The following is a 24,517-nucleotide window of genomic DNA, read 5'->3' on the forward strand; positions in this document are numbered from 1 at the left end:
CGGGCCAGAACAAGGCTGGGGGTAAACGGCATGGCGGATCTGGTACAGATCACACGGGCGGGGTCGGTCGCGGTCCTGACCCTGAACGATCCCCCCTACAATACGCTGACCCTGCGTATGCGCCGTGCTTTGGACCGGCGCTTGGACCACGTGTTGGCCGATCCGGCCATCGGGGCGCTGGTCTTGATGGGGCGTGGGCGCGGCCTCGCATCTGACCTGCCGTTGACGATCACGGACGAGGACGGGGGGCCCAGCCTTGGGGACCTGTGCCTGAAACTGGAGGATGCGGACAAACCGTCGGTCGCGGTGATGCACGGCGTGACTGTGTCGGCGGGCTTGGATCTGGCACTGGCGTGTCACGCCCGCGTAGCGGCCCCGACCGCGCGGATGGGCTATCCGGATGTGCGGTTGGGCGGCATCCCCTACGCGGGCGGCACGCAGCGTTTGCCCCGCGTCGTGGGCGGTGCGGCGGCCCTGTCCATGTTGCTGTCTGGCCGGATCATGGGGGCCGAGGCAGCGCGCGACGCGGGCCTTGTGGATGCGATTGCCGAAGACAAACTTCTGGCCCGGGCGGTGACCTTGGCCCACGGGCTGTCCCCGCGCCCCACGCGCCGGCGGACCGATGCGATCCACCGCCGGGATCAGGACCAAGCCGCCCTCACCGAGGCCCGCGCCAATGCCGCGCAGGCCGCCACACCCGCGCCCGAGGCGCTGATCACTTGCGTCGAGGTGGCGTTGCGCGGGGAGGTTGCCGATGGATTCGACGCAGAGGCACGCCTGGCCGCCGAATGTCACGCCCACCCCCATGCCGCGGCCCTGCGCCATCTGTTCGTAGCCCGTCGGCGCGCCGCGCAGCCTGCTGCGCCCGTGGATGTCGCCCCGTTCGACAGCCTTGGCCTTGGGAACGGATTGGCCAGCGTCCCCTTGGCCGTCAGCGCTTTGCGCGCCGGAATTGCCGTGACCATCCACGACGCCACGGCCGAGGGGCTGTCCCGCACCCTGTCCGCGATCCGCGACGGCGTGGATGCGGCGGGCCTGAGCGACCAGATGCGCGATGCCTGTCTGGTGTTGCTGTCCGGCTCGCAAGATCCGGCGGCCATGGCCCACGCCGAGGTGATCGTGACAGACGACGCGCAGGCCGCCCCGGTCAAGCCCGGCGGCGCGGTTGTCACCGGTGTCCCCATGGGGACAAACGCCCTGGCGGTGCACGGCATGTCCCAAGCCGCGCCCTTGTGGGAGGTTTGCCCGGGCACCGAGACCGGCGACGCCCCCTTGGCCACCGTACTGGCCTGCGCCCGGCGCTTATCCCAGCAGGTTGTGCTGATCCCGCCGGGCCAGCCGTCGGTGCTGGACCGTTTGGAACTGGCTTGGTTCACCGCCGCCGATCATCTGATGGAGGCAGGCGCGGACCCGGCGCAGATCGACGCGGCCCTTGTGGCCTTTGGCGTGACCGAGGGGCCTTATACGCGCCTTGACCGCTTGGGCCTGTCACACGGCTTGGAATTGGCGAACCGTCTTGGCCAGCTCGGCGCGCGGCGCGTCGGCTTGACCAAGGCACTTGTGGCCGAAGGGTTCGAGGGGCAGTCCACGGGGCACGGGTTCTACGTCTGGGATGGGGACAGTCAACTGGGGGCCAGCCCGTCCGCCACCGCGCGCCTGCAGGAACTGCGCGCCGCCCGGGGCATCGCACCCCGCGTGATCAGCGACGCCGATATCGTGACCTACTGCCTGACAGCCCTGCAAAACACAGCTGCCGCGATCCTGGGGCAGGGGGGCGTGCACCGGGCCAGCGATCTGGACCACGCTGCCACGGAACACCTGGGCCTGCCGCAAACATGGGGCGGCCCGATCCATGCGGCACAGGCCGAGGGGCTGGGCATGGTTCTGACCAGGGTGTGGACCTATGGCACCGACGACGTCCTGTTCTGGGCACCGGCACAGGCCCTGCAAGACGCCGTGGCGCAGATGTCCGACCATCTGGAACGCGGCACGCCCTAGCCCAGAAAGACCCCGATCACGACCATCATCAATCCGATGGCCGACACCATCAGCGCGCCCAAGTTCAGGGCCACGACGCCGCGCAACCGGTCCTGCATGGCCTCACCCTCCAGCCCGTCGCGTTTGGCCCGCATGGCGATCAGGACGCACCATCCCAAACCCAACAGGCCCATCAGGGTCAAACCCGCACCGATCCACACCAACCATTCCATGTCGCACCTCCTGTTTCGCAAGGGCTAGCGGTGAAATCGCCGTTGCGCAAGCGGTCGCCCCGGGCTACGCCATGGGTCCCAAGAGCAGGAGAGCCCCATGTCCGATGAAACGCCCAACGCGACACCAGACAGCTATCGCGTGACCGCCGACGAACTGCGCCAGTTTATCGAGCGGATCGAACGTCTGGATCAGGAAAAGAAAGACATCGCCGAGCAGCAGAAGGAAGTCATGGCAGAGGCCAAGGGCCGCGGCTACGACACCAAGGTGATGCGCAAGGTCATCGCCCTGCGCAAACGCGAACCTGACGACATCGCCGAGGAAGAGGCGGTGCTGGACATGTACAAAGAGGCGCTTGGCATGCGCTAGGCCTCGATCAGGGTCACACCTTCAATTGCGGCGCAGGCCTCTAGGTCGGCGTCGTAATTGCCCGACAGGAATTCGACGACCTTGTCGGTCCAACCGGGCAGGGCGATATCCTCGTCCAATGCCGCTTCGTCCACGTATTTGTCCAAGAACGCCGTGATCGCCTTGCGTCGGGTTTCGGCGTCGGCGGGGGTGTTTGGCAAGCCAATCCATCATCCGTTTGAACCCGTTGGGCACCATGATGGATTGCAGAATATCCTCGGTGCCCTGCAGGGAAAGGCCCTCGGAATGGCCCGCAACCTCGGCCAGAATATCCGGCCAGATCATAGGCGTGTCTTCGTTGGCCCAGATCACCACTTCGGCATCCGGCACGGCGGCGCGCATCCGGGTGATCAGGCTGGCCCAGCTGACCTGACGCAGGTCGCAGACGCCCATGAAGTCCTTGAAGTCCTCGACCCGGCTGGCGTGAAAACAGGCGGGCAGGAAGGTGGCCAGGTCGCGCAAGCCCAGATGAAACTCGACCTGATGATCCGGGAACAGGCTGCGCATGGCGCGCAAACGCTCCCCCGCTTGGGGATAGATCATGTTGTTGTAGACGACCTTGCCATAGGTGCCCATGAATTGGTCGTTGGACAGGATCAGGCGGCCCACGCCCTCGCCCTCGACAATTGCATCCAGCAGCACGTCCTGCGCCTCGGTCCCGGCGGGTTGGCCGCGCAGGCGCTGCAACGTCTCGCGGATCAGGGGTCGATAACGGGACGGACCGGGAACCGAGATCCCCTCGGCCAGCAGGGCATCGCGGTTCTTCAGCAAACAGCGCAGCAGCTTGTCGTCATCGGTGCAATGCACGCCTAGGTGAATGGCAATTTCCATGGAACCCTCTTTGGTTGCGTCCAGACTACCCCGGTCCGGGGGCGGGGTAAACTGCAATCACAGGCTTGACGGCACGGGCGCGGCACGGCCAACTGCCGCCATGATAAACGACACGCTTTTGACCCAGATCCGCGACCGCTTTGCCCATGTGGAGGCCTGCCCGTTTTCGGGGCCTCGGGTGTTTTTCGAGAACGCGGGCGGGGCGCTGACCCTGAAATCGGTGGTAGAGACCTCGGGCCTTTACGCCGCCATTCCAGACAACGCGGGCCGGGCCAATGCGGCCGGCCAAGGGTTGATGGATGTGATCGCCAAGGGCCGAACGGACGCCCGACTGTTGTTGGGCGCGCCGGACAGCGGGCAGGTGATCGTGGGCGAATCCGGGACCGAGTTGATCTTTCGCCTCGTGCGCGCCGCCTGCATGGGGGCAGCAGCGGGGCCGGTGTTGGGCACCACGTTGGAGCATCCCGCGACCCGGTCAGCCGCGGCCAAATGGGCCGAGGTCAGTGGGCGGGACCACATCTTGGTGCCCCACGACGATGAGACAGGCACGGTCAGCCCCGCAGCCTTTGCCGCCGCCGTGACGCCGGACACAGCCGTGGTCACCTGCGTCCACACTTCGCCCGTGACCGGCATGTCCGTGGATATCGCAGGTGTCGTGGCCGCTGTGCGCGCCGTCGCCCCCGGGGCGCTGGTCATCATTGACGGCATCCAACACGCCTGCCACGGCGGGATGGATATCGCGGCGGCGGGTGTGGATGGCTATGTTGTGTCACCCTACAAGGTGTTTTCCCGCCACGGCTATGGCATCGCCTGGATGTCCGACGCGCTGGCCGCCATGCCCCGTGACGCCCTGCTGGACGGGCCAGAGCACGCGTGGGAGCTGGGCACGCGGGACGCTGGCGCCTACGCGACCTTTTCCGATGTCGTGGCCTATTTCGATTGGCTGGGCGGGCAGGTGTCCGACGCCCCGGACGCACGCGCCCGGATCGAGGCGGCAGGTGTTGCGATCCATGACCATGAGACCGCCCTGACCGATGCCATGCTGCACGGGGTCGGCAACCTGCGCGGGTTGGCGGATTATCCCGGTGTGACCATCCTTGGGGGCGTGCAAAACACTGCGCGCGAGGGGTTGGTCAGCTTTGCCCTTCACAGCATCGGGGCCGAGGACATCGTGGCCGGGCTGAACGCGCGCGGCGTACGGACCCACGTGCGCAAGGCGGATCACTATTCGGGCAACGTGCTGCGGCCCTTGGGGATGGAGGCCTGCGTGCGCGTGTCCATGGCGCATTACAATTCCATGGCCGAAGTGGCGGCGTTCCTGACCGCCATGGCCGAGGTCGCCCCTGATTGAGGCAGGGTTGGGGGCGCTGCCTCCGGCGCGGCGCGCCTCCCCCGAGGGTATTTAGGGAACAATGAGGGCGGGGGCGTTAACCTTAATGACCCGTGAACGCCCGGGTTGGGATGCCTGCGGTTTCCAAGCCCTTGCGGGTGATGCGGGCGATCTCGACGGCCTCGGCGGTGTCGCCATGGCAACAGATCGTGTCGATCTGGCAGGGCAGGCGGGTGCCGTCGTGGGCGGTGATGGCCCCGTCCTGGACAAAGGCCACCATGCGGGCGGCGGCGGTTTGGGGGTCGTGGATCACCGCGCCGGGCTGGCTGCGGTCTACAAGGGTTGCGTCCGGGTTGTAGGCGCGATCGGCAAAGATTTCGGCCACAAAGGGCAAACCCATGGATGCCGCCGCGCGCTGTTGGGCAGTTAGGGCGATGACCATCATGGGGACACCGGGGGCCACAGCGCTGGCCCCGGTGTAGGCCGCGCGGGCCAGCGCCTCGTCCTCCGACGCCATGTTGGCGAGGGCCCCATGCAGTTTCACATGAGTCAGGTCCATGCCTTGGGCGCGGGCGATGCCTTGGGCCGCGGCCACCTGATACATGACCATGGCGGTGACGTCCGCCGCGCTCATCTGGATACGGCGGCGGCCAAAGCCCTGTAGGTCCGCGAACCCTGGGTGCGCGCCGATCCCGACACCGGCGGCCTTGGCCTGCCGCACCGTTTCGACCATGACGCTTGGGTCGCCTGCATGAAACCCGCAGGCCATGTTGGCCGAGGTGATCACCTGCATGATCTCTGCATCCCGGCCCATGGGCCAGTGGCCAAAGCTTTCGCCGAGGTCAGCATTCAGGTCCACTGATTTCATGCCGCCCGCCCCTTATGTCTTGAGGGCGCGCCAGCCGATGTCACGGCGGCAGAACCCTTGGGGCCAATCGAGCCTATCGACCATGCCGTAGGCGCGGGCGTGGGCCTGTTCCAAGGTGTCGCCTCGCCCGGTGACGGCCAGCACGCGGCCCCCCGTGGCGGTGATCGCCCCTTCCCGGGCGGTGGTGCCTGCGTGAAACACCATGTGCTGGCTGTCCTCGGGCAGGGCGTCTAGGCTCCCGATCACGCTGCCTTTTTCATAAGCCCCCGGATAGCCCTGGGCCGCCATCACCACCGTCATCACATGATCGTCGGCCCAGTTCACCTGCGCTTGGGCTAGCCGCCCCTCGGCACAGGCCAGCATCACGTCCAGCGCTTGGCCCCCCAGACGCATCATCAGGCACTGACATTCGGGATCGCCAAAGCGCACGTTGTATTCGATCAGGCTGGGCTGGCCCCCTTCGATCATCAGCCCCGCGAACAGGACCCCTTGGTAGGGCGTGCCGCGCCGGGCCATTTCGGCCATGGTGGGTCGGATGATCTGGTCCAGGGTGGCCTGCACCATGGCGTCGGTCATCACCGGGGCGGGGGAATAGGCCCCCATGCCGCCAGTGTTGGGTCCGGTGTCGCCCTCGCCCACGCGCTTGTGGTCCTGGGCGGTGCCAAGGGGCATCAGGTCTTCGCCATCCACCAGCACGAAGAAGGACGCCTCTTCGCCAGTCAGGAACGCTTCGATCACCACCTCGGCCCCGGCGGACCCGAAGGCCCCGCCAAAGATGTCGTCTACGGCGGCCAGCGCCTCGGCCTCATCCATGGCGACGATCACGCCCTTGCCTGCAGCCAGACCGTCGGCCTTGACCACGATGGGGGCCCCTTGGGCGCGCACGTAATCCCGGGCCAGGGCGGCGTCAGTGAACCGGGCATAGGTGGCCGTAGGCGCGCCGGCAGCTTCGCAGATTTCCTTGGTAAACGCCTTGGAGGCCTCTAGCTGGGCGGCCCCCTGGCTGGGGCCAAAGGTGGCAATCCCGGCGGCGCGCAGGTCATCGGCCACGCCCACGGTGAGGGGCGCCTCTGGCCCGACGATCACGAAATCCACGGCGTTTTCCACGGCAAATTCCACCACCGCCGCGCCATCCATGATATCGAGGTCCGCATTCCACGCAATCGCCGCTGTGCCCGCGTTGCCCGGTGCCACGATCAGGCGGTCGCACTTGGGGTTCTGTTTCACCGCCCAGGCAAGGGCATGTTCGCGCCCGCCAGAGCCAAGGATCAAGATGTTCATAGGCGTCCCTTTCGTCTTGCGATGGGTGTAGGGGCGTGGTCGATTGGGGAAAAGTGTTTTTTCACCGCTGGAGGGTGCAATGGACCTGTTGGACGACGATCTACCGGCCCCGGGCGGCAATCTGCCGGAATTTTCGGTCTCGGAACTGTCGAACGCGATCAAACGTACCTTGGAGGGAGAGTTTGCCCGCGTCCGCGTGCGGGGTGAGGTGGGGCGCGTGTTCAAGGCCCGCTCTGGCCACCTGTACTACGACATCAAGGACGACAAGAACGTGGTCGCCTGCAACACATGGCGGGGGCAGGTCGCGTCCTTGGGCGTGGAGCCGGAAGAGGGCATGGAGGTCATCGTCACAGGCCGCCTGTCTGCCTTTGGCGCGCAATCCAAGTACAATATGAACGTCGACACCATGGAGGTCGCGGGCGCCGGTGCCCTGATGGCCATGCTGGAGAAGCGCAAGAAACAGCTGGCCGCCGAGGGGTTGTTCGATGCGGCACGCAAGCGGCCCTTGCCCTATCTGCCTGGTGTCGTGGGGGTGATCACGTCACCCTCTGGGGCAGTGATCCGCGATATCCTGCACCGCCTGCGCGACCGCTTTCCGCGCCATGTGCTGGTCTGGCCCGTGGCGGTGCAGGGCAAATCCTGCGCGCCCGAGGTGGCCAATGCGATCCGAGGGTTCAACACCCTGCCTGCGGGCTATCCCGTGCCGGACGTTCTGATCGTGGCGCGGGGCGGCGGGTCGATGGAGGATCTGTGGGGCTTCAACGAGGAAATCGTCGCCCGCGCCGCCGCTGACAGTCGCATTCCCCTGATCTCAGCCGTGGGGCACGAGACGGATACGACCCTGATCGACTTTGTCAGCGACCGACGTGCACCCACCCCCACAGCCGCCGCCGAAATGGCGGTGCCCGTGCGGCTGGACCTGATCGGGGCGGTGGACAATTTCGCGCGCCGTCTGGATCAAGGGCTGCGCGGGGGGCTGGCCTACCGTAAGCAGCGGCTAACGGATCTGGCGCGGGGGCTGCCCCGGCCCGAAGTGTTGGTGAGCCCCGCCCGGCAACGGTTTGACCTGCGCGCCGATGGGCTGGATGCGGCCCTGCGCCGCGCCGTAGAGGTCAAGCGCACCCGACTGGACAGGGCCAGCGCCCGCCTGACCCCGTCAGGGCTGCGGGGCCAGACCGGGCGGCATGCGGATCGCCTTGCGGCCCTGTCAGCGCGCTTGCAACAAGCGCCCGAGCGTCGGTTGATGCAGGCCCGCGAACGTCTGGCGGGCCGTGCGGATCGGCTGTCGGCGGCCCCGATCCAGCGCGCGACGCGGGGCGGTCAGACCCGTCTTGAGGGCCTGTCCCTGCGCCTGTCCACCGGGGCCCGCACGCGTCTGGCCAAGGTGGCCGCGCGGCTGGACACCCTGGGGCGGCTGCACCGATCCCTTGGGTACGAAGAAACCCTGAAACGGGGCTATGCGGTTGTCTGGGACGGGGCGGAGCTGATCACGGACAAGGCGGGGGCGAAGGGGGCCGCGGCCTTGGAGATCCAGTTCAAGGACGGGCGGCACAAGGTCAACACCGCACCCAGACGCGGCAAATCCGCGCCGTCCGATGATGATCAGGGGTCGCTGTTCTGAATGGGGCGGCGGGACAAGTCCCGCCCTACCGGCCCGGACCCTCGGTCACGCCGCCTTGCCCGTTGGGATAGACCAACCCCGCAGAGATCACCAGTTTCGCGGCATCCTCCACAGTCATGTCGAGAATTTTCACATCCTGTTCCGGAACGAACAGCAAGAACCCGGATGTGGGGTTCGGCGTGGTGGGCAGAAAGACCGACACCATATCCTCGGGCGCTTTGGCTGCGATTTCGCCCTTGGCGTTGGTCGAGATGAAGGCAATCGCCCAAATCCCGCGCCGGGGGTATTCCACCAGACAGGCCTTGTCGAAACTGGTCTCTGTCTGCTGAAAGATCGTCTCGGCGATCTGTTTGACACCGCCATAGACGGACCGGACGACGGGCACGGACAGCACCACACTTTCGGCCCATGAAATCAGGGACCGCCCGATCAGCCCCTTGGCGATCCAGCCCACGAGGATGGCGAAGACGATGAAGACGACCACCCCCACACCGCGCACGTTGACCTCGATCCGCTCCACGTAGCCCATGCGTTGGGCGATCTGGTTGATCAATTCATCCGGGTGATAGGCCCCAGGCACGAAAGGCCAGACCACCCCGTCGATCCAGCCCACCACGGTCCAGATCAGCCACACCGTCAGCCCAATGGGCGCGATCACGATCAACCCCGTCAGAAAGTTGTTGCGCAGGCGGGTGAACAACCCGGTTCGGGGCATCTTGGGCGCGGGATCGTCGGGCAATTGCATCGGGGTCTACTTCGGTTGGGTGCCTAGCATGTAGCCCCCGCACAAGGTGTGCACAAGGTGACAAGCAACGTGCCGGGGGGCGCGGGGGCCTAGGTGCGCGGCAGGTGCACCAGGGCGCCTGCGATTTCAGCGGCCAACCGGGCGTTGTTCAAAACGAGGGCAATGTTGGCGGTCAGGCTGGCCCCTTGCGTCAACTCGAACAGGCGCGCCAGGATGAAGGGCGTCACCTCTTTGCCGGCGATCCCTTGGGCGGCGGCCTCTGCGTTGGCTTGGGCGATCAGGGGGGCGAGGGTGTCTGCCGCGATCTCTGCCTCTGCGGGGATGGGGTTGGCGACCAACTGCCCGCCGGTCACGCCAAGGGCCCCGCGCAGGCGGTGGCTTTGGGCGATCTGCAGGGCCGTGTCGGACCGGATCGGCGCCGCCATGCCGGAGCTGCGCGACCAGAACGCCGGAAAATCGTCGGATTGATAGCAGATCACCGGCACGCCCTGGGTCTCCAGCACCTCAAGGGTTTTGGGCAGGTCAAGGATCGCCTTGGCCCCGGCCCCCACCACGGTGACGGCAGTGCGCGCCAGTTCGGTCAGGTCGGCCGAGATGTCAAAGGACTGCTCTGCGCCCTGATGCACGCCCCCGATGCCACCCGTGGCAAAGACTTCGATCTCGGCGGCGCGGGCGCAAATCATGGTGGCCGCGACCGTCGTGGCCCCGGTTTCGCCCGAGGCGAGGCACTGCGCCAGATCCGCACGGCTCAGCTTGCGGACGTTTTGCGTCTGGGCCAGGGCGTCCAGATCGGCGGCCTCCAAGCCCGCATGGATTGCGCCGCCCATCACGGCCATGGTCGCGGGCACGGCCCCGGCTGCACGCACCTCAGCCTCGACCGCGCGGGCGGTTTCAACGTTTTGCGGGTAGGGCATGCCATGGGTGATGATGGTGGATTCGAGTGCGACGATCGGGCGGCCCTCGGCCTGCGCCTGTGCAACCTCGGAACTTGGTTTGACGTTCAACATGGTTTGTCCTTCCTTGGGTCGATAACTGCACGCCCGTGCGATCAATAGGTCTCGCCGCTTACGTAGGTCGCCGCTGCCTGCAAGGCCCGGTCCAACGCGGTTGCATTGTCTGCGCCGCCGGCCTCGGCTGCGATATGGGCGGCCATGAAGGTGTCGCCCGCCCCGGTGATCCGGGTCACCAGCACCTCGGGCGGGGTTTGGGTCCAGGCGGCGGTGCGGGTGGCTGCCGTCGCGGCCTTGGACCCGGCGGTGACAATGGCGCGGTTCAGGCCTTGGGCCACCAGCGCCCTGGCCGCCGCCTCGGTGTCCGGGTGATCGGCGTGCAACAGCAGGTTCGCCTCTTCGAGGTTCACGTAGATCGTGGCGCGCGAGTGGGTCAGAAATGGGCGCAGGCGTTCGGCCTTGCCCGGCGAGGCGGGGGCGATGCGCAGATCCGCGCGGGCGAAATCGGGATCGGCGGCGATGTCCGACAACAGCCCTTCGGTCAGGTTTCCGTCCAGCGCGATCAGACCGTCCCATCCGGACAGGGCCGCCCCCGCGCGCAAAGGGCGCAGGATCTTTTCGCCCGCCGCCTCCAGGCTGTGGGCATCGGCGATGGCCGCGATCAGGCCGTTGCCCCCCTCGACCGCCATGTAGCAATCCGTGGGCAAATCGTCGGAGCGGTAGAGGTGGTCCATCCCCAACCCCATGCGCGCGCAGGCGGCGATCAACTCTTGCCCCTCGGCGTCGCGGCCCACCACGGACAGCAGGCTGGGCTGCATCCCGTAGGCCTTTAGCGCCATGGCGATGTTCAGGGCCACGCCGCCGGGGATGCGTTTGATCCGCCCGGGCACGTCGGACCCCTGCCGCATGTGCGAGCCGGAGCGGCCGATGATGTCCCACAGGACGGACCCGATGCACAGGATGTCGGCCATGTCAGACCCCCGCATCCGGCAGGGGGCAGTCGATGAAATCCTCGGTGACGGTGCCGGCGGTCAACTCTTGCGACAGGTCCGCGCCTTCGGGGCGGACGGTCACGCGGTTTGCGCCGTCCCGGTAGGCGTCCCAGCACTGGCTGCCGTCCTGGCCTTCGTAGGCAAAGCAGATCTGGCCGTCGTCATTGGGGAACCAGATGCCGAACTGGCACTGACCCGAGGTGAAGGCCCAGATCACCCGGCGATCCTCGAAATACTGTTCCTTGCCAAAGGGTTGCCCGTTGCGGGTGAATTCGACCGTCTTGCCTGCGAACAGACGCTCGAACTCTTCGGGGGTGACGGCTTGCTGGGCGGTGGCGGGGCTGGCGGCAAGGCACAGCAGAAGGATCAGGGCGCGCATGGAGGGACCTTTCGTTTGGCCCAATGTGCCAAGGTGCGCGGGCGGTGGCCAGACCTATTCGGCGGCCTGCACGCGCTGCGCGGCCACGGCAAGGGCGCGCGGTTTCATCACGCGCCGCCACAGGCCGGGCCACAGGGCCAGCACGGCCATCACGGGCAGCGGGTGGGGCAGGCGGGGAGAGCCGGAGGGCAGGGTCAACGCCTCGAACCCGCGGCAGGGGTGCATGTGATGGTCTGCATGGCGCGGCGCGTTCAGCATCAGTGCTGACGACGCCCAATGCGGTGCGTCCCAACTGTGCTGCGGGCCAAGGGGTTCAAACTTGCCCGGGGCCACCTCTGCGCGGCGCAACCCGTAGTGCTGGACGTAGTCGGACACGATCAACTGGCTTTGGGCAAAGAAACACAAAGCGAGATAGACCCAAACCCCCGTCCAACCGGCGATCAGGGCCACCAACAGCATCGCGGCTAACGCCCCGCCCACATATTGGTAATAGGGGTTCTGGTCGTGCCACGGGGACAGGCCCTTGTGCCGCAACCGTTTGTTTTCCAATGCCAACCCGGCCCGCCACGCGCCGATCCAACAGCGGGGCAGAAATTTCCAGTACCCCTCGTTCAGGCGGGCAGAGTTCGGGTCCAGCGGGGTCGCCACATGAACATGGTGCACGCCCGGGTGGGCCGTGGCGTGGTGGCCATACAACAGGGTGATGTAGTTCCAGCGGCCCAGACCGCGGCGCAACCGGTCCGGGGCGTGGATCAGCTCGTGCGCGTTGGAATTACTGACCTGTCCCAGATAAAGACCCGCCGCCGAGAACAGCGCGACCTTGGCCAACAGGCTGTGATCGGTGAAGGCGATGGCAAGGACCGCGCCGAACAGCACGACGAAATGCACCCCGCCCAGGGCCGTGGACAGCACGCGCGCCTCTGCCGCATGCCCGTCTTCGGCCAGATCAAAGGCGGTGAATTCGTCCAGCGCCGCGATGCCAAGGGTGATGTAGGCCAGCGCCGCCGCCGCCCACAGCCCGCCCGATGCGGCCGCCATCAGCAGCAACAGCAGGGCCAGACCGATCACGCCCAGAAATGTGAAAAATGCGCGGCTCATGATCTACGCTCGTTTCCTATCCTAAACCTTCATGCCGTGTATCCGACCAATATGGCACAAAAAAGGTCGTTCTGCGCGTGTTGTCGCGGGTCCAGCCGCGCTACCAAACTGCAACGACAGGGGTAAAGATTTCCCCAACACGACAGGAGGGTGCCATGGCGCTGGACGACAAAAAGGGTGTTTGGAAATCCGGGCGCGGCAAGGGGCGCGCGACGCCCAAGGGTCGCCAGTACGACGACGCCGCCCTGGCCGAGGTGCAGGCCCTGCTGGGCGACCGTCCGCGCCGCCGGGATTTGTTGATTGAATTCCTGCACTTGATCCAGGACGCCTATGGCCATCTGTCCGCAGCCCACCTGCGCGCGCTGGCCGAAGAGATGCGCCTGTCCATGGCCGAAGTGTGGGAGGTTGCGACCTTTTACGCCCATTTCGACCCCGTGCGCGAGGGCGCGCCGGTGCCGCCGGCGCTGACGATCCGGGTGTGCGATTCCCTGTCGTGCGAGCTTGCAGGATCGCAGGCCTTGTTCGCCGCATTGCGAGACGGCTTGGACCCTGCGCAGGTGCGTGTGTTGCGCGCGCCCTGCATGGGCCGCTGCGACACGGCCCCGACGCTGGAGTTGGGGCACAACCACATCGACCACGCCACCGTGGACAAGGTCGAGGCCGCAATTGCCGCCGGGGACACGCACCACAAAACCCCGCAATACGAAGGGTTTGCGGACTACTGTAAAAGTGGCGGCTACAAAACACTTCAAAATTTACGGGACGGCGGCGATTGGGAAGCCGTGCAGGATCAGGTCCTGTCCTCGGGCTTGCGCGGCTTGGGCGGTGCGGGCTTTCCATCGGGCAAGAAATGGGGCTTTGTGCGCGCAAATCCCGGCCCCCGCTATCTGGCCGTCAATGGCGACGAGGGGGAGCCGGGCACCTTCAAAGACCGCTACTACCTGGAACGCACGCCGCACCTGTTTCTTGAAGGGATGTTGATCGCCGCCTGGGCGGTCGAGGCCGAGACCTGTTTCATCTACATGCGCGACGAATACCCGGCCGTGCTGGATATCCTTGCGCGCGAGATCAAGGCCCTGGAGGATGCGGGCATCGTCGCCCCCGGCCACATCGACCTGCGCCGCGGCGCGGGGGCCTATATCTGCGGCGAGGAATCCGCGATGATCGAATCCATCGAGGGCAAGCGTGGTCTGCCCCGGCACCGCCCGCCCTTTGTGGCGCAGGTCGGCATCCACGGACGCCCGACCCTTGTGCACAACATCGAGACCCTGAAATGGGTGACACGCATCCTGCGCGAAGGCCCCGAAATCCTGTCATCGGTGGAAAAGAACGGCCGCACAGGCCTGCGCAGCTATTCGGTCTCGGGGCGCGTGGCCGCCCCCGGGGTCTATCTGTTGCCCGCAGGCTCCACCATCACCGACATCATCGCCGCCGCCGGGGGCATGGCACCGGGGCATGTGTTCAAGGCCTATCAACCCGGGGGGCCATCCTCGGGCCTGTTGCCTGCCTCGATCAATGACGTGCCGCTGGATTTCGACACGCTGCAACCGCTTGGGTCGTTCATCGGCTCGGCGGCGGTGGTGGTTCTGTCGGATCAGGACAAGGCGCGGGACGCGGCGCTGAACATGCTGCGGTTCTTCGAATCCGAATCCTGTGGCCAGTGCACGCCCTGCCGGGTGGGCTGCGAAAAGGCGGTCAAGCTGATGCAGGCCGACTCCTGGGATCAAACCCTGTTGGAGGATTTGTCACAGGCCATGGTCGACGCCTCGATCTGCGGGCTGGGGCAAGCGGCCCCGAACCCGATCCGCCTGACCATGAAGCATTTCCCGGACGAAATCGCCTAGTTTCGGTAGACCGCACACCGACACCCCGCCGCGCGGATGCGGCCACACAGGGCCGACGCCGTGCGCCGGTTCGTGGCCTGTAGACGCGCGGCGATGTAGGTCTGGTTGCGTCGCGCCTTTTGCGCGATGAAATCCACCGCCACGGGGCGGCAGGCGCGGGGCAAGGCGGCCAACTTGGCCCGCGCATTGGCCGGCGACGTGCCGTAGGTCACCTGCACGCCCCACGGGGCAAACTGCGGCTCGGGCGGTGTGACGCGCAGGGGGGTGACGCGGCGGGTGCGGGCCATGGCGATGCAGGCGGGCACGAACGGGGTCGCCCCGTCCAGCCGCAGGTCGGGGGCGGCGTCGGGGGCCTCGCGCCACTGCTGTGCCGTCAGCCCGGTGATGATCTGCACGTAGTTGCGCGTCTCGGTGGGCAGGCGGTTGGACCCGTCGATCCACGCCAGCGCGCGCCGTTCACCGCCGTTGTATCCGATGGCCGCGAAGCCGAGGTTGCCGAAACGGGCGGTCATCTCGGCCAGATATTGGGTCGATTTCTCGATCGCCTCGGCGGGGTTGTAGCTGTCGCGCAGGCCGCGCAGGGCGGCGGTGCTGTCGATGAACTGCGCCACCCCGCGCGCATTGGCGAGGGACAGGGCGTTGGGGTCAAACCGGCTTTCCTGCCACAACAGCCGCGCCATGAAGTGCGGGTCGATCCCGTGCACCCGCGCCTCGGCGGCGATCTGGTGGCACAGGTCATGGGCATAGTGGGCGGCGCGGATGCATTGGGTGTGGGCCCACCGCCCCTCCGAACACATCCGCCCGGGGCCGTCCTGGGCCCCGGCGGGCAGGGCCCACAGGACCAGAAACAAGAAACGCCACATGGGTCATGGGTGCGGTAGGGCGGCGCGTCTGTCAATGCGCACCTTCCAAAGCGGCCCCTGGGGGGTTAGGTGAGGGGGCAAGGAAAGGGTCGTCCATGTCGTTCTTCAATAAGCTGAAAAGCAAGATGTTCAAAAGCTCCGCCAGATTGGAGGAGGGGTTGGATGCCATCGTCGAGGATGGCGGCACGGCGGAGGCAGAGGCCCCCGTCCCCACGGGGACGCCCGAAACAACTGTCCCCACGGGGACGCCCGAAACAACTGTCCCCACGGGGACGGCGCAAGACACTGTCCCCACGGGGACATCGGACCCGGCCCCCGCCAAGCCCGGCCTGCTGGGCCGCCTGATCGGGCGCGGGGGCGAGGCGACGGTGGTGCGCCGCGCGCTTGACGACGAGATGCTGGAACAACTCGAAGAGCTGCTGATCACCTCGGACATGGGCGTGGACACGGCCATGCGCGTCACCGCCAATCTGGCCGAGGGCCGCATGGGCAAGAAGCTCTCTACCGCCGAGATCAAGGCGCTGCTGGCCGCCGAGGTGGCGCGGATCATGGAACCTGTGGCCCGCCCCCTGCCGATCTATCCCAAGCGCCCGCAGGTGGTGCTGGTTGTGGGGGTCAACGGGTCCGGCAAGACCACGACCATCGGCAAACTGGCCAGCCAGTTTCAGGGCGCGGGCAAAAAGGTGGTGATCGCGGCGGGCGACACCTTTCGCGCGGCGGCTGTGGAACAGTTGCAGGTCTGGGGCGACCGCGCGGGCGTGCCCGTCCTGACCGCGCCCGAAGGGGCCGACCCTGCAGCGCTGGCGTTCGATGCCATGACCCAGGCCGAAGAACAGGGCGCGGACCTGTTGATGATCGACACCGCGGGGCGCTTGCAGAACCGTCAGGACCTGATGGAGGAGCTGGCCAAGATCGTCCGCGTGATCCGCAAGAAGGACGACAGTGCGCCCCACAACACCCTGCTGGTGCTGGATGCGACCACGGGCCAGAACGCCCTGTCACAGGTGGCCACCTTCCAGAAACTGGCGGATGTGTCGGGCTTGGTCATGACCAAGCTGGACGGCACCGCGCGCGGCGGTGTGCTGGTGGCGCTGGCCGACAAGTTCGGCCTGCCCATCCATGCCATCGGTGTGGGCGAACAGATCGACGATCTGGCCCCCTTTGACCCCGAAGACTTCGCCGCCGCCCTGATCGGCGTGGAGTCCTAGCTTCATTGGGTCCCAAATACCCCAATACCGCCCCATGACGGAGTGGATCCTATCCATCGAAGGCACACCTGTGGGCCATCACGTGGCCATGGTGCTGGCCCTGATGTCGGCGGTCCTGCATGCCTGTTTCGGGGCGCTGCAAAAAGGGCGGCACGATCCCTGGACCTCCCGCGCGGCGATTGATGCCAGCATCTTCGTCATGGCCGCTCCCTTGGCCCTGTTTGCGGTGCCGTGGCCCCAGGGGCGGGAATGGTGGATCCTGCTGGGGGCTTTGGGGCTGCATTTCGTCTACAAATGCGGCATGGCACTGGCCTACGAGCGGGGCGCCTTCACCGTGGTCTATCCGGTGGTGCGCGGCATGGGGCCGCTGTTCACGGTCATCGGTGCGGGCCTGATCTTTGACGAGCTGTTTACGCCCACCCAATGGCTGGGCCTTGGAGTGCTGTTGTGCGGGATCTTCGGCCTTGCGGTCTACAACTACATCTTTCTGGTGCAGGACCGCGCGTCCTTGACCCCTGCGCTGGCCATGGCGGTGTTCACCGGGTTCATCGTGGCCGTCTACACCACCTATGACGCCTATGGCATCCGCACCACGCCCGACCCGTTCACCTTTCTGGCGTGGTTCTTTTTCATCACCGCCATCGACATTCCCCTGCTGTGGCTGTGGCTGCGCCGCATTGGCCATGTGCCGGTCGTGACGGACGCGCCGCAGCTTGCCTTGCGCGGGGTCGTGGGGGGCGTGATTGCCTTTGGGTCCTTTGGGTTCGTGATCCTTGCCACCCGGCTGGACAAGGTGGGCGAGGCCGCGATCCTGCGCGAGACCAGCACGGTCTTTGCCGCCTTCATCGGCTGGCTGGTTCTGCGCGAAACCGTGGGGCCGCGCCGCATCGCCCTGATGTCCCTGATTGCCCTGGGGGCCGTGATCGTAGAGGTCGGGGGCTAGACCCCGGGGCCGCCAAGGCCTACATCCGCCAAAAGGGGAACCCAATGGCACAGCAAAAAGACATGTCCCAAGGCCTGAAGACCTTCATCGACCTCGTGCCGGTGCTGGGGTTCTTCGTGGCCTACATGATCCTGAAGGACAACATCTACACCATCGGCGGGGTGGAGTACGAAGGCTTCATCGTCGTCACCGCCGCCTTCATCCCGGTGATCCTTGCGGCCACGGGCCTGACGTGGTGGCTGACGGGGCGGCTGTCGAAGATCCAGGTCGTCACGGCGGTGCTGGTGGTGGTCTTTGGCGGGCTGACGGTCTGGTTGAACGACGAGCGGTTCTTCAAGATGAAACCCTCGATCGTCTACGGGTTGTTTGTGCTGATCCTTGGGTTCGGCCTGCTGCGCGGGCGCAGTTACCTGCAATGGGCCATGGGCGAGATGATGCCCCTGACGCAGACCGGCTGGATGATCCTGACCAAGCGCCTGACGGTGTTCTTTGCGTTTCTGGCCCTGTCGAACGAATTTGTCTGGCGCACCATGACCACCGAGACTTGGGTGACCTTCGAGACCTTTGGCCTGCCGATCATGACGTTTGCGTTCTTTATCCTGCAAGCCCGGTTCTTCGAGGCCCACGCCCCGGACGAGGATGACGCGGCCTGACCCAAAGGCGGCTGCGCCACGCGATTTTTGGGGGCGCTGCCCCCGCGCTTGCGCGCTCCCCCGGGGGTATTTTCAACCCAATGAAGCGGGGTTAGCTGCGCGTGCGGGGTTTGAGCTTGGAGCCCTTGGTTTTCAGGGGCCTTGGTTTTTCGCCCGGTTTGCGACCGGGGGCGGGTTTGGCCCAGTGTTTTTCGCCCTTTCGGATTGACCGGGAGGGGTCCATCAGGCCGCGTTTCTTGGCCTCTTCGGCGCGTTCCTTGCGTTCGGTCTTGTAGTCCGGTGCGCCGTCGCTGCCCCGGTCGTCCCGGCGTTTGTCCTTGAACCCGCCCTTGCGGTCGTCGCGCCCGCCCTTGGTGCGGGCGGCAAGGCGATCCTGAGCGGCCTTGCGGGGATCGTCGTCCTTGAAATCCGTGGGTGGGGGCAGGGCGGTGTCGGCCAGCGTCAGGCCGTCGGACAGGGCGCTGCCCAGCTGTTCGGCCAGAATGCGCGGGCGGATTTCCTCGGTGGCGCCGACTTCAAGGTCGCCCAGTTGGAAGGGGCCATAGCTGATGCGGATCAGGCGGTTGACCATGAAGCCGATCGCCTCCATCGCGCGGCGGATCTCGCGGTTCTTGCCTTCGCGCAGGCCCATGGTCAGCCAGGCGTTCGCGCCCTTTTGAGAATCGAGGGTGACCTGCATGGGCGCAAAGGTCTCGCCGTCGATTGTGATGCCCTCGCGCAGGGGGGCCAGTTTTTCGTCCGCCACGTAGCCGTTCACGCGCACGCGGTAGCGCCGCATCCAGCCGGTGTCGGGCAGCTCCAGCCTGCGCTTCAGCTCGCCGTCGTTGGTCAGCAGCAGCAACCCTTCGGAGGTCAGGTCGAGCCGGCCCACGGTCATGGTGCGGGGCAGGTCCCATGGCAGGGCGTCGAACACCGTCTTGCGGCCCTTTTCGTCCCGGGCGGTGGTCACCAGCCCGCTGGGCTTGTGGTACATCCACAGGCGGGCGGGGGCAGCGTCGGCCAGTTGTTTGCCATCCACGAACACCTTTTGGTGGCCCTGGATGTTCAGGGCGGGGGTGTCGATGGTCTCGCCGTCCACGGTCACGCGGCCCGCCGCGATCCAGGCTTCGGCGTCGCGGCGCGAACACAGGCCCGCGCGGGCGATGACCTTGGCGATCCGCTGGCCCTTGGGTTTGTCGTTTGGTTTGTCCTTAGGGGTGTCCCCATGGGGACGCGCGGCGGGTTTGTCGAAACGTTTGGCGCCCGGTTTGCTGCCGGGTTTGCCCGCCGGTTTGCCGCCAAACTTGCCCGCCGGTTTGCCACCGGGTTTCCCGCCAAAGCCACGGTCGGGGCGATCCCCGTCCCGGCGCGGGCCTTTGGGGCCCCCGGCAGTGCGGCGTGGACCATCGGAGGCGGAGCGGGGGCGTTTGGGGCGATCATCAGACATGTCGCGCGTGTAGCGAAGGGCGTGGCGTCTTGCAATGGCTGGCCGCCCGGGCCATGGCTGGGCATGACCTTTCGCAGCTATATGTCCCAGGCCCTGGAGGCCGCGCGCGCCGCGGGCGCGCTTGACGAGGTCCCCGTGGGGGCCGTCATCGTGCGGGCCGGAGAGGTGATCGCCACCGCCGGGAACCGCACGCGCGCCCACAACGATCCCACCGCCCACGCCGAGGTGTTGGCGATCCGGGCGGCCTGTGCGGCCCTTGGGCAGGATCGGTTAACGGGGTGTGATCTGTATGTGACGCTGGAACCCTGCGCCATGTGTGCCATGGCGATCAGCCACGCGCGGATCGGGCGGCTGTACTTTGGCGCCAGTGATCCGAAATCCGGTGGCGTGCAGCATGGAGCGCGAGTGTTCACCCATCCCCAGACCCACCATGTGCCGCAAGTCTTTGACGGGATAAACGCGCAAGAGAGCGAGACCCTCTTGCGCGATTTCTTCGCCGGTCGAAGGGGTTAGCCGCCGAACAGGCTTTGCAGGAAGCCGAAGGGATCGCGCTCCCCCTTGTCGGATTTCGTGGTGACGAGGGTGGACGAGGTTGTGTCCTGAGCGGCGGCCGTGTGGGGCAGGGATGTCGCGAGGGCAGCAACCACGAGGGCCGATGTGATAAGGTGTTTCATGTCAGTCTCCTATTGAGGTTGGCCTTGGATGGGTCGGTGATGTGACCCGGTATGGGCTGTATATGGCCCACTGCGCGCTCACTCTCAATGCACGCTGCCGTGACTTTGGTGGAAAAAGGGTGCGTGTGCGCACATTTGTTCCGCCGTTTCGCACAAGGATCACGGGGGCGTGAACCGTTGTCAGCTGTGGCTCTTGGGGACAGGGGACCGGGATATGTCGTGAACGGGGATGCGTCGGGCCAAAAGGGGCGCTAGCGTTGGGACAGACCCGAATGGACCGGACCCCATGCGCCTGATCATTTCCTTTGCTGCCCTGTTCTTGTCTGTGATCCTGTTGCAGATCTCGTCCGGCGGGGTTGGGCCACTGGACGCGCTGTCGGGGTTGGAACTGGGGTTCACACAGACCCAAATCGGCTTTCTGGGTTCTGCCCATTTCATCGGGTTTTTCATCGGCTGCTGGTGGGCCCCGCGCCTGATGGGCAGTGTGGGGCACAGCCGCGCCTTTGCCGCCTGTACGGCCATGGGGGCCATCGGATTGCTGGCCCATATGATCGTGATTGACCCTGTTGCATGGGCGGTGTTCCGGGTGGGGACGGGCATTTGCGTGGCGGGGTGCTACACGGTGGTGGAATCGTGGTTGCAGGCCAAGGTCACCAACGAGACGCGCGGCCGGGCCATGGGCACCTACCGGGTGATCGACATGGGGGCCAGCATGGCGGCGCAACTGGTGATCGGGGTCTTGGCGCCTGCGTCCTACGTCTCTTACAACCTGTTGGCGATCCTGTGCTGCGCGTCCCTGCTGCCGCTGGTCCTGACCAAGACACCGCAGCCCGAGACCCCCGCCGCCCCCCGCCTGCGCCCGAAATTGGCGTTGCATCGCAGCCCCTTGGCCGTGGCGGGGGTGGTTGTGGCCGGGGTGTCCTCGGCCGCGTTTCGGATGGTGGGGCCGGTCTACGGGCAAGAGGTCGGCCTGCGCGCGGATCAGATCGCGGGCTTTTTGGCGATTTTCGTCCTCGGTGGGGCCTTGGCGCAGTATCCGGCGGGTTGGCTGGCGGACAAGTACGACCGCCGCTGGGTGCTGATCGGGCTGTCCGCGGCCTCTGTGCTGGCCTGCGGGTTCACGGTCGCAACGGCGGGGGCGGGCCTGTCCATGGTTCTGTTGGCGGCGGCTTTCTTCGGGTTCACCACCTTTCCGATCTACTCGGTCAGCGCCGCCCACGCCCATGATTTCGCGGACCCTTCCGAACGGGTGGAGCTGTCGGCAGCGCTGATGTTCTGGTTCGCGGTGGGGGCGATCGCCTCTCCGGCGGTGTCTGCGCAACTGCTGGAAAACTATGGCCCTGCGTCGCTGTTTACCATGATCGCCGTGGCCCATTTGATCTTGGCCGTGGTGGGGGCCTTGCGGATGACCGTGCGCCCCACGGTCGAGGATCGCACGGCCTATGTCTGGACCCCGCGCACCACGTTTACCATGGGCCGCTGGCTGAAACGCAAACGGTGACGGGGCTAAAAGGACCTGTTGCTTGGCATGTCCGGTTGCGCGTTTAGCGATCCTTAGGTCTTGCCCGCCGCGCCCATCCCAGAGGTATTTTTGACCCAAGGATGGGGGCGGGGTGGCGTGCTGCGCCGGGCTGCGCTATCGGAGGCGGAACGCGATATGGAGAGACTTGATGGACCGTATTCTGATCACCTCGGCCATTCCCTACATCAACGGGATCAAACACCTTGGGAATCTTGTGGGCAGTCAGCTGCCTGCCGACCTCTATGCCCGCTACAACCGGGCGCGGGGGCGCGAGGTGATGTTCATTTGTGCCACAGACGAACACGGCACCCCCGCCGAGCTGGCCGCCGCCAAGGCCGGCCTGCCCGTGGCGGAGTTCTGCGCACAGATGCACGAGACCCAGGCCGAGATCGCGCGAGGGTTTGGCCTGTCGTTCGATCACTTCGGCCGGTCCTCCAGCCCTCAAAACCACGCCCTGACCCAGCACTTTGCCGGGCGGCTTGCCGATGCGGGCCTGATCGAAGAGGTTGAGGACGAACAGGTCTATTCCCACGCGGACGGTCGGTTCCTGCCCGACCGCTATGTGGAGGGGACCTGCCCCAACTGCGGCTACGACAAGGCTCGCGGGGATCAGTGTGAAAACTGCACCAAACAGCTGGACCCCACGGACCTGATCGACCCGCGTTCCGCAATTTCGGGGTCCACGGAGTTAGAGGTGCGCGCAACCAAACACCTGTTCTTGCGCCAGTCGGCCATGCGCGACAAGCTGGACGCCTGGATCGACAGCAAAACCGATTGGCCGATCCTGACGACCTCCATCGCCAAGAAGTGGCTGCATGACGGCGACGGGTTGCAGGATCGCGGCATCACCCGGGATCTGGACTGGGGCGTGCCCGTCAAGCGCGGCACCGAAGATTGGCCGGGCATGGAGGGCAAGGTGTTCTACGTCTGGTTCGACGCCCCCATCGAATACATCGCCGCCACCCGCGAATGGGCGGACAAGACGGGCGGCGACTGGGAACGGTGGTGGCGCACGGACAAGGGTGCCGACGACGTGCGCTATGTGCAATTCATGGGCAAGGACAACGTGCCCTTTCACACCCTGTCCTTCCCGGCCACGATCATGGGATCGGGCGAGCCGTGGAAGCTGGTGGATTACATCAAGTCCTTCAACTACCTGACCTATGACGGCGGGCAATTCAGCACCTCTCAGGGGCGGGGTGTGTTCATGGATCAGGCGCTGGAGATCCTGCCCGCCGACTACTGGCGCTGGTGGCTAATGAGCCATGCGCCCGAAAGTTCGGACAGCGAGTTCACATGGGAGAATTTCCAGGCATCCGTGAACAAGGATCTGGCCGATGTGCTGGGCAATTTTGTCAGCCGGGTGACCAAGTTTGGACGGTCCAAGTTTGGCGAAGAAGTGCCGGGGGGCGATTTGCCCGCGGGCGCGCTGGACCGTCTGGCGGGCTTCGATGCGGGGTTGGCGGATTACGTCAAATGCATGGAGGCCATGGAGGTCCGCAAATCCGCCGCCGCCCTGCGCGCGCTGTGGGCCATGGGCAACGAATGGCTGCAAGAGGCGGCCCCCTGGTCGGTGTTCAAGGAGGACCCGGAGGCCGCAGGCGCGATCGTCCGCGTGGCCCTGAACCTGATCGCGGTCTACGGCGTGATCTCGGCGCCCTTCATCCCCGAGGCCGCTGCCAAGATGCGCGACGCCATGGGCACAGGGGACACGTGGCCCGAAAGCCTTGAGGCGGGATTGGCCATGTTGGAGCCGGGGGCGGCGTTCACCGTGCCCGACAACCTGTTTGCCAAGATCAGCGACGACGACCGGGAGGCCTGGGCCGCGCGGTTTGCGGGTGTGCGCGACTGAGGGATTGCGCCGGGCCTGCGGCCCGTCGCGACGCTGGGGGCGCTGCCCCCAGACCCCCGAGGGTATTTTTGGAACAATGAGGCGGGGTTCTTGTGGGACCCGGTGTGTTGTTGAGGACCCCTCTTGACGGGGCGGGCGCTTGGGCCATCCTTTCGTCCATGAGAACCCTCGCCGCCCTTGCGCTGATGTGCGCCCCCGCCTTTGCCGAGACCTGTTCGGAACCCCTGCCCATCGAGGCGGAGATGGACCGGATATTCGCTCAGATGCAGGTGGTGCCGGACCCCATGTCGGCGCGGGTGCTGAATGGCGCATTGTGGGAGTTGTGGCTGACGCCGCCGGACGCGGCCTCTGGTCAGATGTTGCGCGAGGGCATGGCGCGGATGCGTGTGGCGGATTACGCAGCTGCGGAGGAGGCATTGACCGCGCTCGTGTCCTTTTGTCCGTGGTATGCGGAGGGTTGGAACCAGCGGGCCTATACCCATTATCTGACGGATCGGTTTGATCTGGCACTGGCGGATCTGGACCGTGCGTTGGCGATCAACCCCCGGCACCTTGGCGCACTGACCGGCAAGGCGCTGACCCTGATCAAGGCGGGGCGCGGGGCCGAGGCGCAGCCGGTCCTGCGCGCGGCCCTCGCGCTGAACCCCTGGCTGTCGGAACGGGCGCTTTTGACCGATCAGGACTTGTGAGCCGGGCGCGGTTTGCGTAGCAAAGGTCCAGTTTCGCGGGCGTGGTGGAACGGTAGACACATGGGACTTAAAATCCCTGGGGCGAAAGCCCGTGCGGGTTCAAATCCCGCCGCCCGTACCACCGGTTGTTTT

General features: G+C 66.2%; 24 protein-coding genes and 1 tRNA gene. 13 read left to right on the top strand and 12 right to left on the bottom strand.

The annotated features are described in order from the left end of the window. The first annotated feature begins 30 nt into the window (after positions 1-30). Positions 31-1,998, top strand: coding sequence for an enoyl-CoA hydratase-related protein (locus ACZ1G0_RS05715; protein WP_472736064.1), 1,968 nt, complete (start codon positions 31-33; stop codon positions 1,996-1,998). On the opposite strand, the gene ACZ1G0_RS05720 is transcribed toward ACZ1G0_RS05715, so the two are convergent. Beyond that, complete coding sequence (locus ACZ1G0_RS05720) at positions 1,995-2,210, bottom strand: hypothetical protein (RefSeq protein ID WP_472736065.1); 216 nt, start codon at positions 2,208-2,210, stop codon at positions 1,995-1,997. The genes ACZ1G0_RS05715 and ACZ1G0_RS05720 overlap by 4 nt on opposite strands. A 97-nt stretch (positions 2,211-2,307) precedes the next feature. Between ACZ1G0_RS05720 and ACZ1G0_RS05725 the strand changes: the two genes are divergently transcribed. Beyond that, entirely contained in the window at positions 2,308-2,577 is a 270-nt protein-coding gene (locus ACZ1G0_RS05725; protein ID WP_472736066.1) for a DUF2312 domain-containing protein, read from the top strand. A 21-nt stretch (positions 2,578-2,598) separates the two neighbouring features. Here ACZ1G0_RS05725 and ACZ1G0_RS05730 read toward each other — a convergent pair whose 3' ends face one another. Continuing rightward, on the bottom strand, positions 2,599-3,447 hold the full coding sequence (locus tag ACZ1G0_RS05730) for a hypothetical protein (protein WP_472736067.1): 849 nt from the start codon (positions 3,445-3,447) through the stop codon (positions 2,599-2,601). Between the two features lie 100 nt (positions 3,448-3,547). Between ACZ1G0_RS05730 and ACZ1G0_RS05735 the strand changes: the two genes are divergently transcribed. Further along, a complete protein-coding gene (locus ACZ1G0_RS05735; RefSeq protein WP_472736068.1) occupies positions 3,548-4,798 on the top strand; it encodes an aminotransferase class V-fold PLP-dependent enzyme in 1,251 nt (416 codons plus the stop codon). A gap of 82 nt (positions 4,799-4,880) precedes the next feature. Here the strand turns inward: ACZ1G0_RS05735 and ACZ1G0_RS05740 are convergent, their stop codons facing one another. After that, complete coding sequence (locus ACZ1G0_RS05740; protein WP_472736069.1) at positions 4,881-5,645, bottom strand: LamB/YcsF family protein; 765 nt, start codon at positions 5,643-5,645, stop codon at positions 4,881-4,883. 12 nt (positions 5,646-5,657) lie between these two features. Then, positions 5,658-6,926 (bottom strand): phosphoribosylamine--glycine ligase, encoded by a 1,269-nt coding sequence (gene purD, locus ACZ1G0_RS05745; protein WP_472736070.1) that lies wholly within the window; start codon positions 6,924-6,926, stop codon positions 5,658-5,660. A 79-nt stretch (positions 6,927-7,005) separates the two neighbouring features. Here purD and xseA point away from each other — a divergent pair, with 79 nt between their 5' ends. After that, complete coding sequence (gene xseA, locus ACZ1G0_RS05750) at positions 7,006-8,547, top strand: exodeoxyribonuclease VII large subunit (protein ID WP_472736071.1); 1,542 nt, start codon at positions 7,006-7,008, stop codon at positions 8,545-8,547. 25 nt (positions 8,548-8,572) lie between these two features. Here xseA and ACZ1G0_RS05755 read toward each other — a convergent pair whose 3' ends face one another. From ACZ1G0_RS05755 to ACZ1G0_RS05775, 5 genes are all read right to left on the bottom strand, one after another. Continuing rightward, positions 8,573-9,292, bottom strand: coding sequence for a DUF502 domain-containing protein (locus ACZ1G0_RS05755; RefSeq protein WP_472736072.1), 720 nt, complete (start codon positions 9,290-9,292; stop codon positions 8,573-8,575). A gap of 89 nt (positions 9,293-9,381) precedes the next feature. Then, positions 9,382-10,299, bottom strand: coding sequence for a pseudouridine-5'-phosphate glycosidase (locus tag ACZ1G0_RS05760; RefSeq protein ID WP_472736073.1), 918 nt, complete (start codon positions 10,297-10,299; stop codon positions 9,382-9,384). A 41-nt stretch (positions 10,300-10,340) separates the two neighbouring features. Next, positions 10,341-11,213, bottom strand: coding sequence for a PfkB family carbohydrate kinase (locus tag ACZ1G0_RS05765; protein WP_472736074.1), 873 nt, complete (start codon positions 11,211-11,213; stop codon positions 10,341-10,343). Position 11,214: 1 nt separating this feature from the next. Next, the gene (locus ACZ1G0_RS05770; protein WP_472736075.1) at positions 11,215-11,613 is read right to left on the bottom strand and encodes a hypothetical protein; all 399 of its coding nucleotides are present in this window, start codon (positions 11,611-11,613) and stop codon (positions 11,215-11,217) included. Between the two features lie 54 nt (positions 11,614-11,667). Next, entirely contained in the window at positions 11,668-12,711 is a 1,044-nt protein-coding gene (locus ACZ1G0_RS05775) for an alkane 1-monooxygenase (protein WP_472736076.1), read from the bottom strand. Between the two features lie 155 nt (positions 12,712-12,866). On the opposite strand from ACZ1G0_RS05775, the gene ACZ1G0_RS05780 reads away from it, so the two are divergent. After that, positions 12,867-14,555 carry an NAD(P)H-dependent oxidoreductase subunit E gene (locus tag ACZ1G0_RS05780; protein WP_472736077.1) on the top strand — a complete coding sequence of 563 codons (1,689 nt, stop codon included), beginning with the start codon at positions 12,867-12,869 and terminating at the stop codon, positions 14,553-14,555. On the opposite strand, the gene ACZ1G0_RS05785 is transcribed toward ACZ1G0_RS05780, so the two are convergent. Then, positions 14,552-15,418, bottom strand: a complete 867-nt coding sequence (locus ACZ1G0_RS05785; protein WP_472736078.1) for a lytic transglycosylase domain-containing protein — start codon at positions 15,416-15,418, stop codon at positions 14,552-14,554. The genes ACZ1G0_RS05780 and ACZ1G0_RS05785 overlap by 4 nt on opposite strands. Positions 15,419-15,513: 95 nt before the next feature. Between ACZ1G0_RS05785 and ftsY the strand changes: the two genes are divergently transcribed. The 3 genes from ftsY to ACZ1G0_RS05800 are packed head-to-tail and all read left to right on the top strand — an operon-like array spanning position 15,514 to position 18,222. Continuing rightward, complete coding sequence (ftsY, locus tag ACZ1G0_RS05790; protein WP_472736079.1) at positions 15,514-16,626, top strand: signal recognition particle-docking protein FtsY; 1,113 nt, start codon at positions 15,514-15,516, stop codon at positions 16,624-16,626. Between the two features lie 34 nt (positions 16,627-16,660). Further along, the gene (locus tag ACZ1G0_RS05795; protein ID WP_472736080.1) at positions 16,661-17,569 is read left to right on the top strand and encodes an EamA family transporter; all 909 of its coding nucleotides are present in this window, start codon (positions 16,661-16,663) and stop codon (positions 17,567-17,569) included. A 44-nt stretch (positions 17,570-17,613) separates the two neighbouring features. Beyond that, positions 17,614-18,222, top strand: a complete 609-nt coding sequence (locus tag ACZ1G0_RS05800) for an inner membrane-spanning protein YciB (RefSeq protein ID WP_472736081.1) — start codon at positions 17,614-17,616, stop codon at positions 18,220-18,222. A gap of 91 nt (positions 18,223-18,313) precedes the next feature. Here the strand turns inward: ACZ1G0_RS05800 and ACZ1G0_RS05805 are convergent, their stop codons facing one another. Further along, complete coding sequence (locus tag ACZ1G0_RS05805; protein ID WP_472736082.1) at positions 18,314-19,648, bottom strand: pseudouridine synthase; 1,335 nt, start codon at positions 19,646-19,648, stop codon at positions 18,314-18,316. Positions 19,649-19,711: 63 nt separating this feature from the next. Here ACZ1G0_RS05805 and ACZ1G0_RS05810 point away from each other — a divergent pair, with 63 nt between their 5' ends. Next, a complete protein-coding gene (locus tag ACZ1G0_RS05810; RefSeq protein ID WP_472736083.1) occupies positions 19,712-20,161 on the top strand; it encodes a nucleoside deaminase in 450 nt (149 codons plus the stop codon). Here the strand turns inward: ACZ1G0_RS05810 and ACZ1G0_RS05815 are convergent. Next, positions 20,158-20,322 (bottom strand): hypothetical protein, encoded by a 165-nt coding sequence (locus ACZ1G0_RS05815; protein ID WP_472736084.1) that lies wholly within the window; start codon positions 20,320-20,322, stop codon positions 20,158-20,160. The genes ACZ1G0_RS05810 and ACZ1G0_RS05815 overlap by 4 nt on opposite strands. Positions 20,323-20,608: 286 nt before the next feature. Here ACZ1G0_RS05815 and ACZ1G0_RS05820 point away from each other — a divergent pair, with 286 nt between their 5' ends. From ACZ1G0_RS05820 to ACZ1G0_RS05835, 4 genes are all read left to right on the top strand, one after another. Then, the gene (locus tag ACZ1G0_RS05820) at positions 20,609-21,823 is read left to right on the top strand and encodes an MFS transporter (RefSeq protein WP_472736085.1); all 1,215 of its coding nucleotides are present in this window, start codon (positions 20,609-20,611) and stop codon (positions 21,821-21,823) included. A gap of 169 nt (positions 21,824-21,992) precedes the next feature. Further along, a complete protein-coding gene (metG, locus tag ACZ1G0_RS05825; RefSeq protein ID WP_472736086.1) occupies positions 21,993-23,696 on the top strand; it encodes a methionine--tRNA ligase in 1,704 nt (567 codons plus the stop codon). A gap of 158 nt (positions 23,697-23,854) precedes the next feature. Then, positions 23,855-24,385, top strand: coding sequence for a tetratricopeptide repeat protein (locus tag ACZ1G0_RS05830; RefSeq protein WP_472736087.1), 531 nt, complete (start codon positions 23,855-23,857; stop codon positions 24,383-24,385). A 35-nt stretch (positions 24,386-24,420) separates the two neighbouring features. Further along, positions 24,421-24,506, top strand: a tRNA-Leu gene (locus ACZ1G0_RS05835). The last annotated feature ends 11 nt before the right edge of the window (positions 24,507-24,517 follow it).

The sequence above is a fragment of the Thalassobacter sp. HA4-2 genome (assembly GCF_055693705.1).

What these genes read in the sequence shown, in the direction of transcription:
- ACZ1G0_RS05715 (WP_472736064.1), top strand. Translation starts at nt 31, where the DNA reads ATGGCGGATCTGGTACAGATCACACGGGCGGGGTCGGTCGCGGTCCTG.
- ACZ1G0_RS05720 (WP_472736065.1), bottom strand. Translation starts at nt 2,210, where the DNA reads ATGGAATGGTTGGTGTGGATCGGTGCGGGTTTGACCCTGATGGGCCTG.
- ACZ1G0_RS05725 (WP_472736066.1), top strand. Translation starts at nt 2,308, where the DNA reads ATGTCCGATGAAACGCCCAACGCGACACCAGACAGCTATCGCGTGACC.
- ACZ1G0_RS05730 (WP_472736067.1), bottom strand. Translation starts at nt 3,447, where the DNA reads ATGGAAATTGCCATTCACCTAGGCGTGCATTGCACCGATGACGACAAG.
- ACZ1G0_RS05735 (WP_472736068.1), top strand. Translation starts at nt 3,548, where the DNA reads ATGATAAACGACACGCTTTTGACCCAGATCCGCGACCGCTTTGCCCAT.
- ACZ1G0_RS05740 (WP_472736069.1), bottom strand. Translation starts at nt 5,645, where the DNA reads ATGAAATCAGTGGACCTGAATGCTGACCTCGGCGAAAGCTTTGGCCAC.
- purD (WP_472736070.1), bottom strand. Translation starts at nt 6,926, where the DNA reads ATGAACATCTTGATCCTTGGCTCTGGCGGGCGCGAACATGCCCTTGCC.
- xseA (WP_472736071.1), top strand. Translation starts at nt 7,006, where the DNA reads ATGGACCTGTTGGACGACGATCTACCGGCCCCGGGCGGCAATCTGCCG.
- ACZ1G0_RS05755 (WP_472736072.1), bottom strand. Translation starts at nt 9,292, where the DNA reads ATGCAATTGCCCGACGATCCCGCGCCCAAGATGCCCCGAACCGGGTTG.
- ACZ1G0_RS05760 (WP_472736073.1), bottom strand. Translation starts at nt 10,299, where the DNA reads ATGTTGAACGTCAAACCAAGTTCCGAGGTTGCACAGGCGCAGGCCGAG.
- ACZ1G0_RS05765 (WP_472736074.1), bottom strand. Translation starts at nt 11,213, where the DNA reads ATGGCCGACATCCTGTGCATCGGGTCCGTCCTGTGGGACATCATCGGC.
- ACZ1G0_RS05770 (WP_472736075.1), bottom strand. Translation starts at nt 11,613, where the DNA reads ATGCGCGCCCTGATCCTTCTGCTGTGCCTTGCCGCCAGCCCCGCCACC.
- ACZ1G0_RS05775 (WP_472736076.1), bottom strand. Translation starts at nt 12,711, where the DNA reads ATGAGCCGCGCATTTTTCACATTTCTGGGCGTGATCGGTCTGGCCCTG.
- ACZ1G0_RS05780 (WP_472736077.1), top strand. Translation starts at nt 12,867, where the DNA reads ATGGCGCTGGACGACAAAAAGGGTGTTTGGAAATCCGGGCGCGGCAAG.
- ACZ1G0_RS05785 (WP_472736078.1), bottom strand. Translation starts at nt 15,418, where the DNA reads ATGTGGCGTTTCTTGTTTCTGGTCCTGTGGGCCCTGCCCGCCGGGGCC.
- ftsY (WP_472736079.1), top strand. Translation starts at nt 15,514, where the DNA reads ATGTCGTTCTTCAATAAGCTGAAAAGCAAGATGTTCAAAAGCTCCGCC.
- ACZ1G0_RS05795 (WP_472736080.1), top strand. Translation starts at nt 16,661, where the DNA reads ATGACGGAGTGGATCCTATCCATCGAAGGCACACCTGTGGGCCATCAC.
- ACZ1G0_RS05800 (WP_472736081.1), top strand. Translation starts at nt 17,614, where the DNA reads ATGGCACAGCAAAAAGACATGTCCCAAGGCCTGAAGACCTTCATCGAC.
- ACZ1G0_RS05805 (WP_472736082.1), bottom strand. Translation starts at nt 19,648, where the DNA reads ATGTCTGATGATCGCCCCAAACGCCCCCGCTCCGCCTCCGATGGTCCA.
- ACZ1G0_RS05810 (WP_472736083.1), top strand. Translation starts at nt 19,712, where the DNA reads ATGACCTTTCGCAGCTATATGTCCCAGGCCCTGGAGGCCGCGCGCGCC.
- ACZ1G0_RS05815 (WP_472736084.1), bottom strand. Translation starts at nt 20,322, where the DNA reads ATGAAACACCTTATCACATCGGCCCTCGTGGTTGCTGCCCTCGCGACA.
- ACZ1G0_RS05820 (WP_472736085.1), top strand. Translation starts at nt 20,609, where the DNA reads ATGCGCCTGATCATTTCCTTTGCTGCCCTGTTCTTGTCTGTGATCCTG.
- metG (WP_472736086.1), top strand. Translation starts at nt 21,993, where the DNA reads ATGGACCGTATTCTGATCACCTCGGCCATTCCCTACATCAACGGGATC.
- ACZ1G0_RS05830 (WP_472736087.1), top strand. Translation starts at nt 23,855, where the DNA reads ATGAGAACCCTCGCCGCCCTTGCGCTGATGTGCGCCCCCGCCTTTGCC.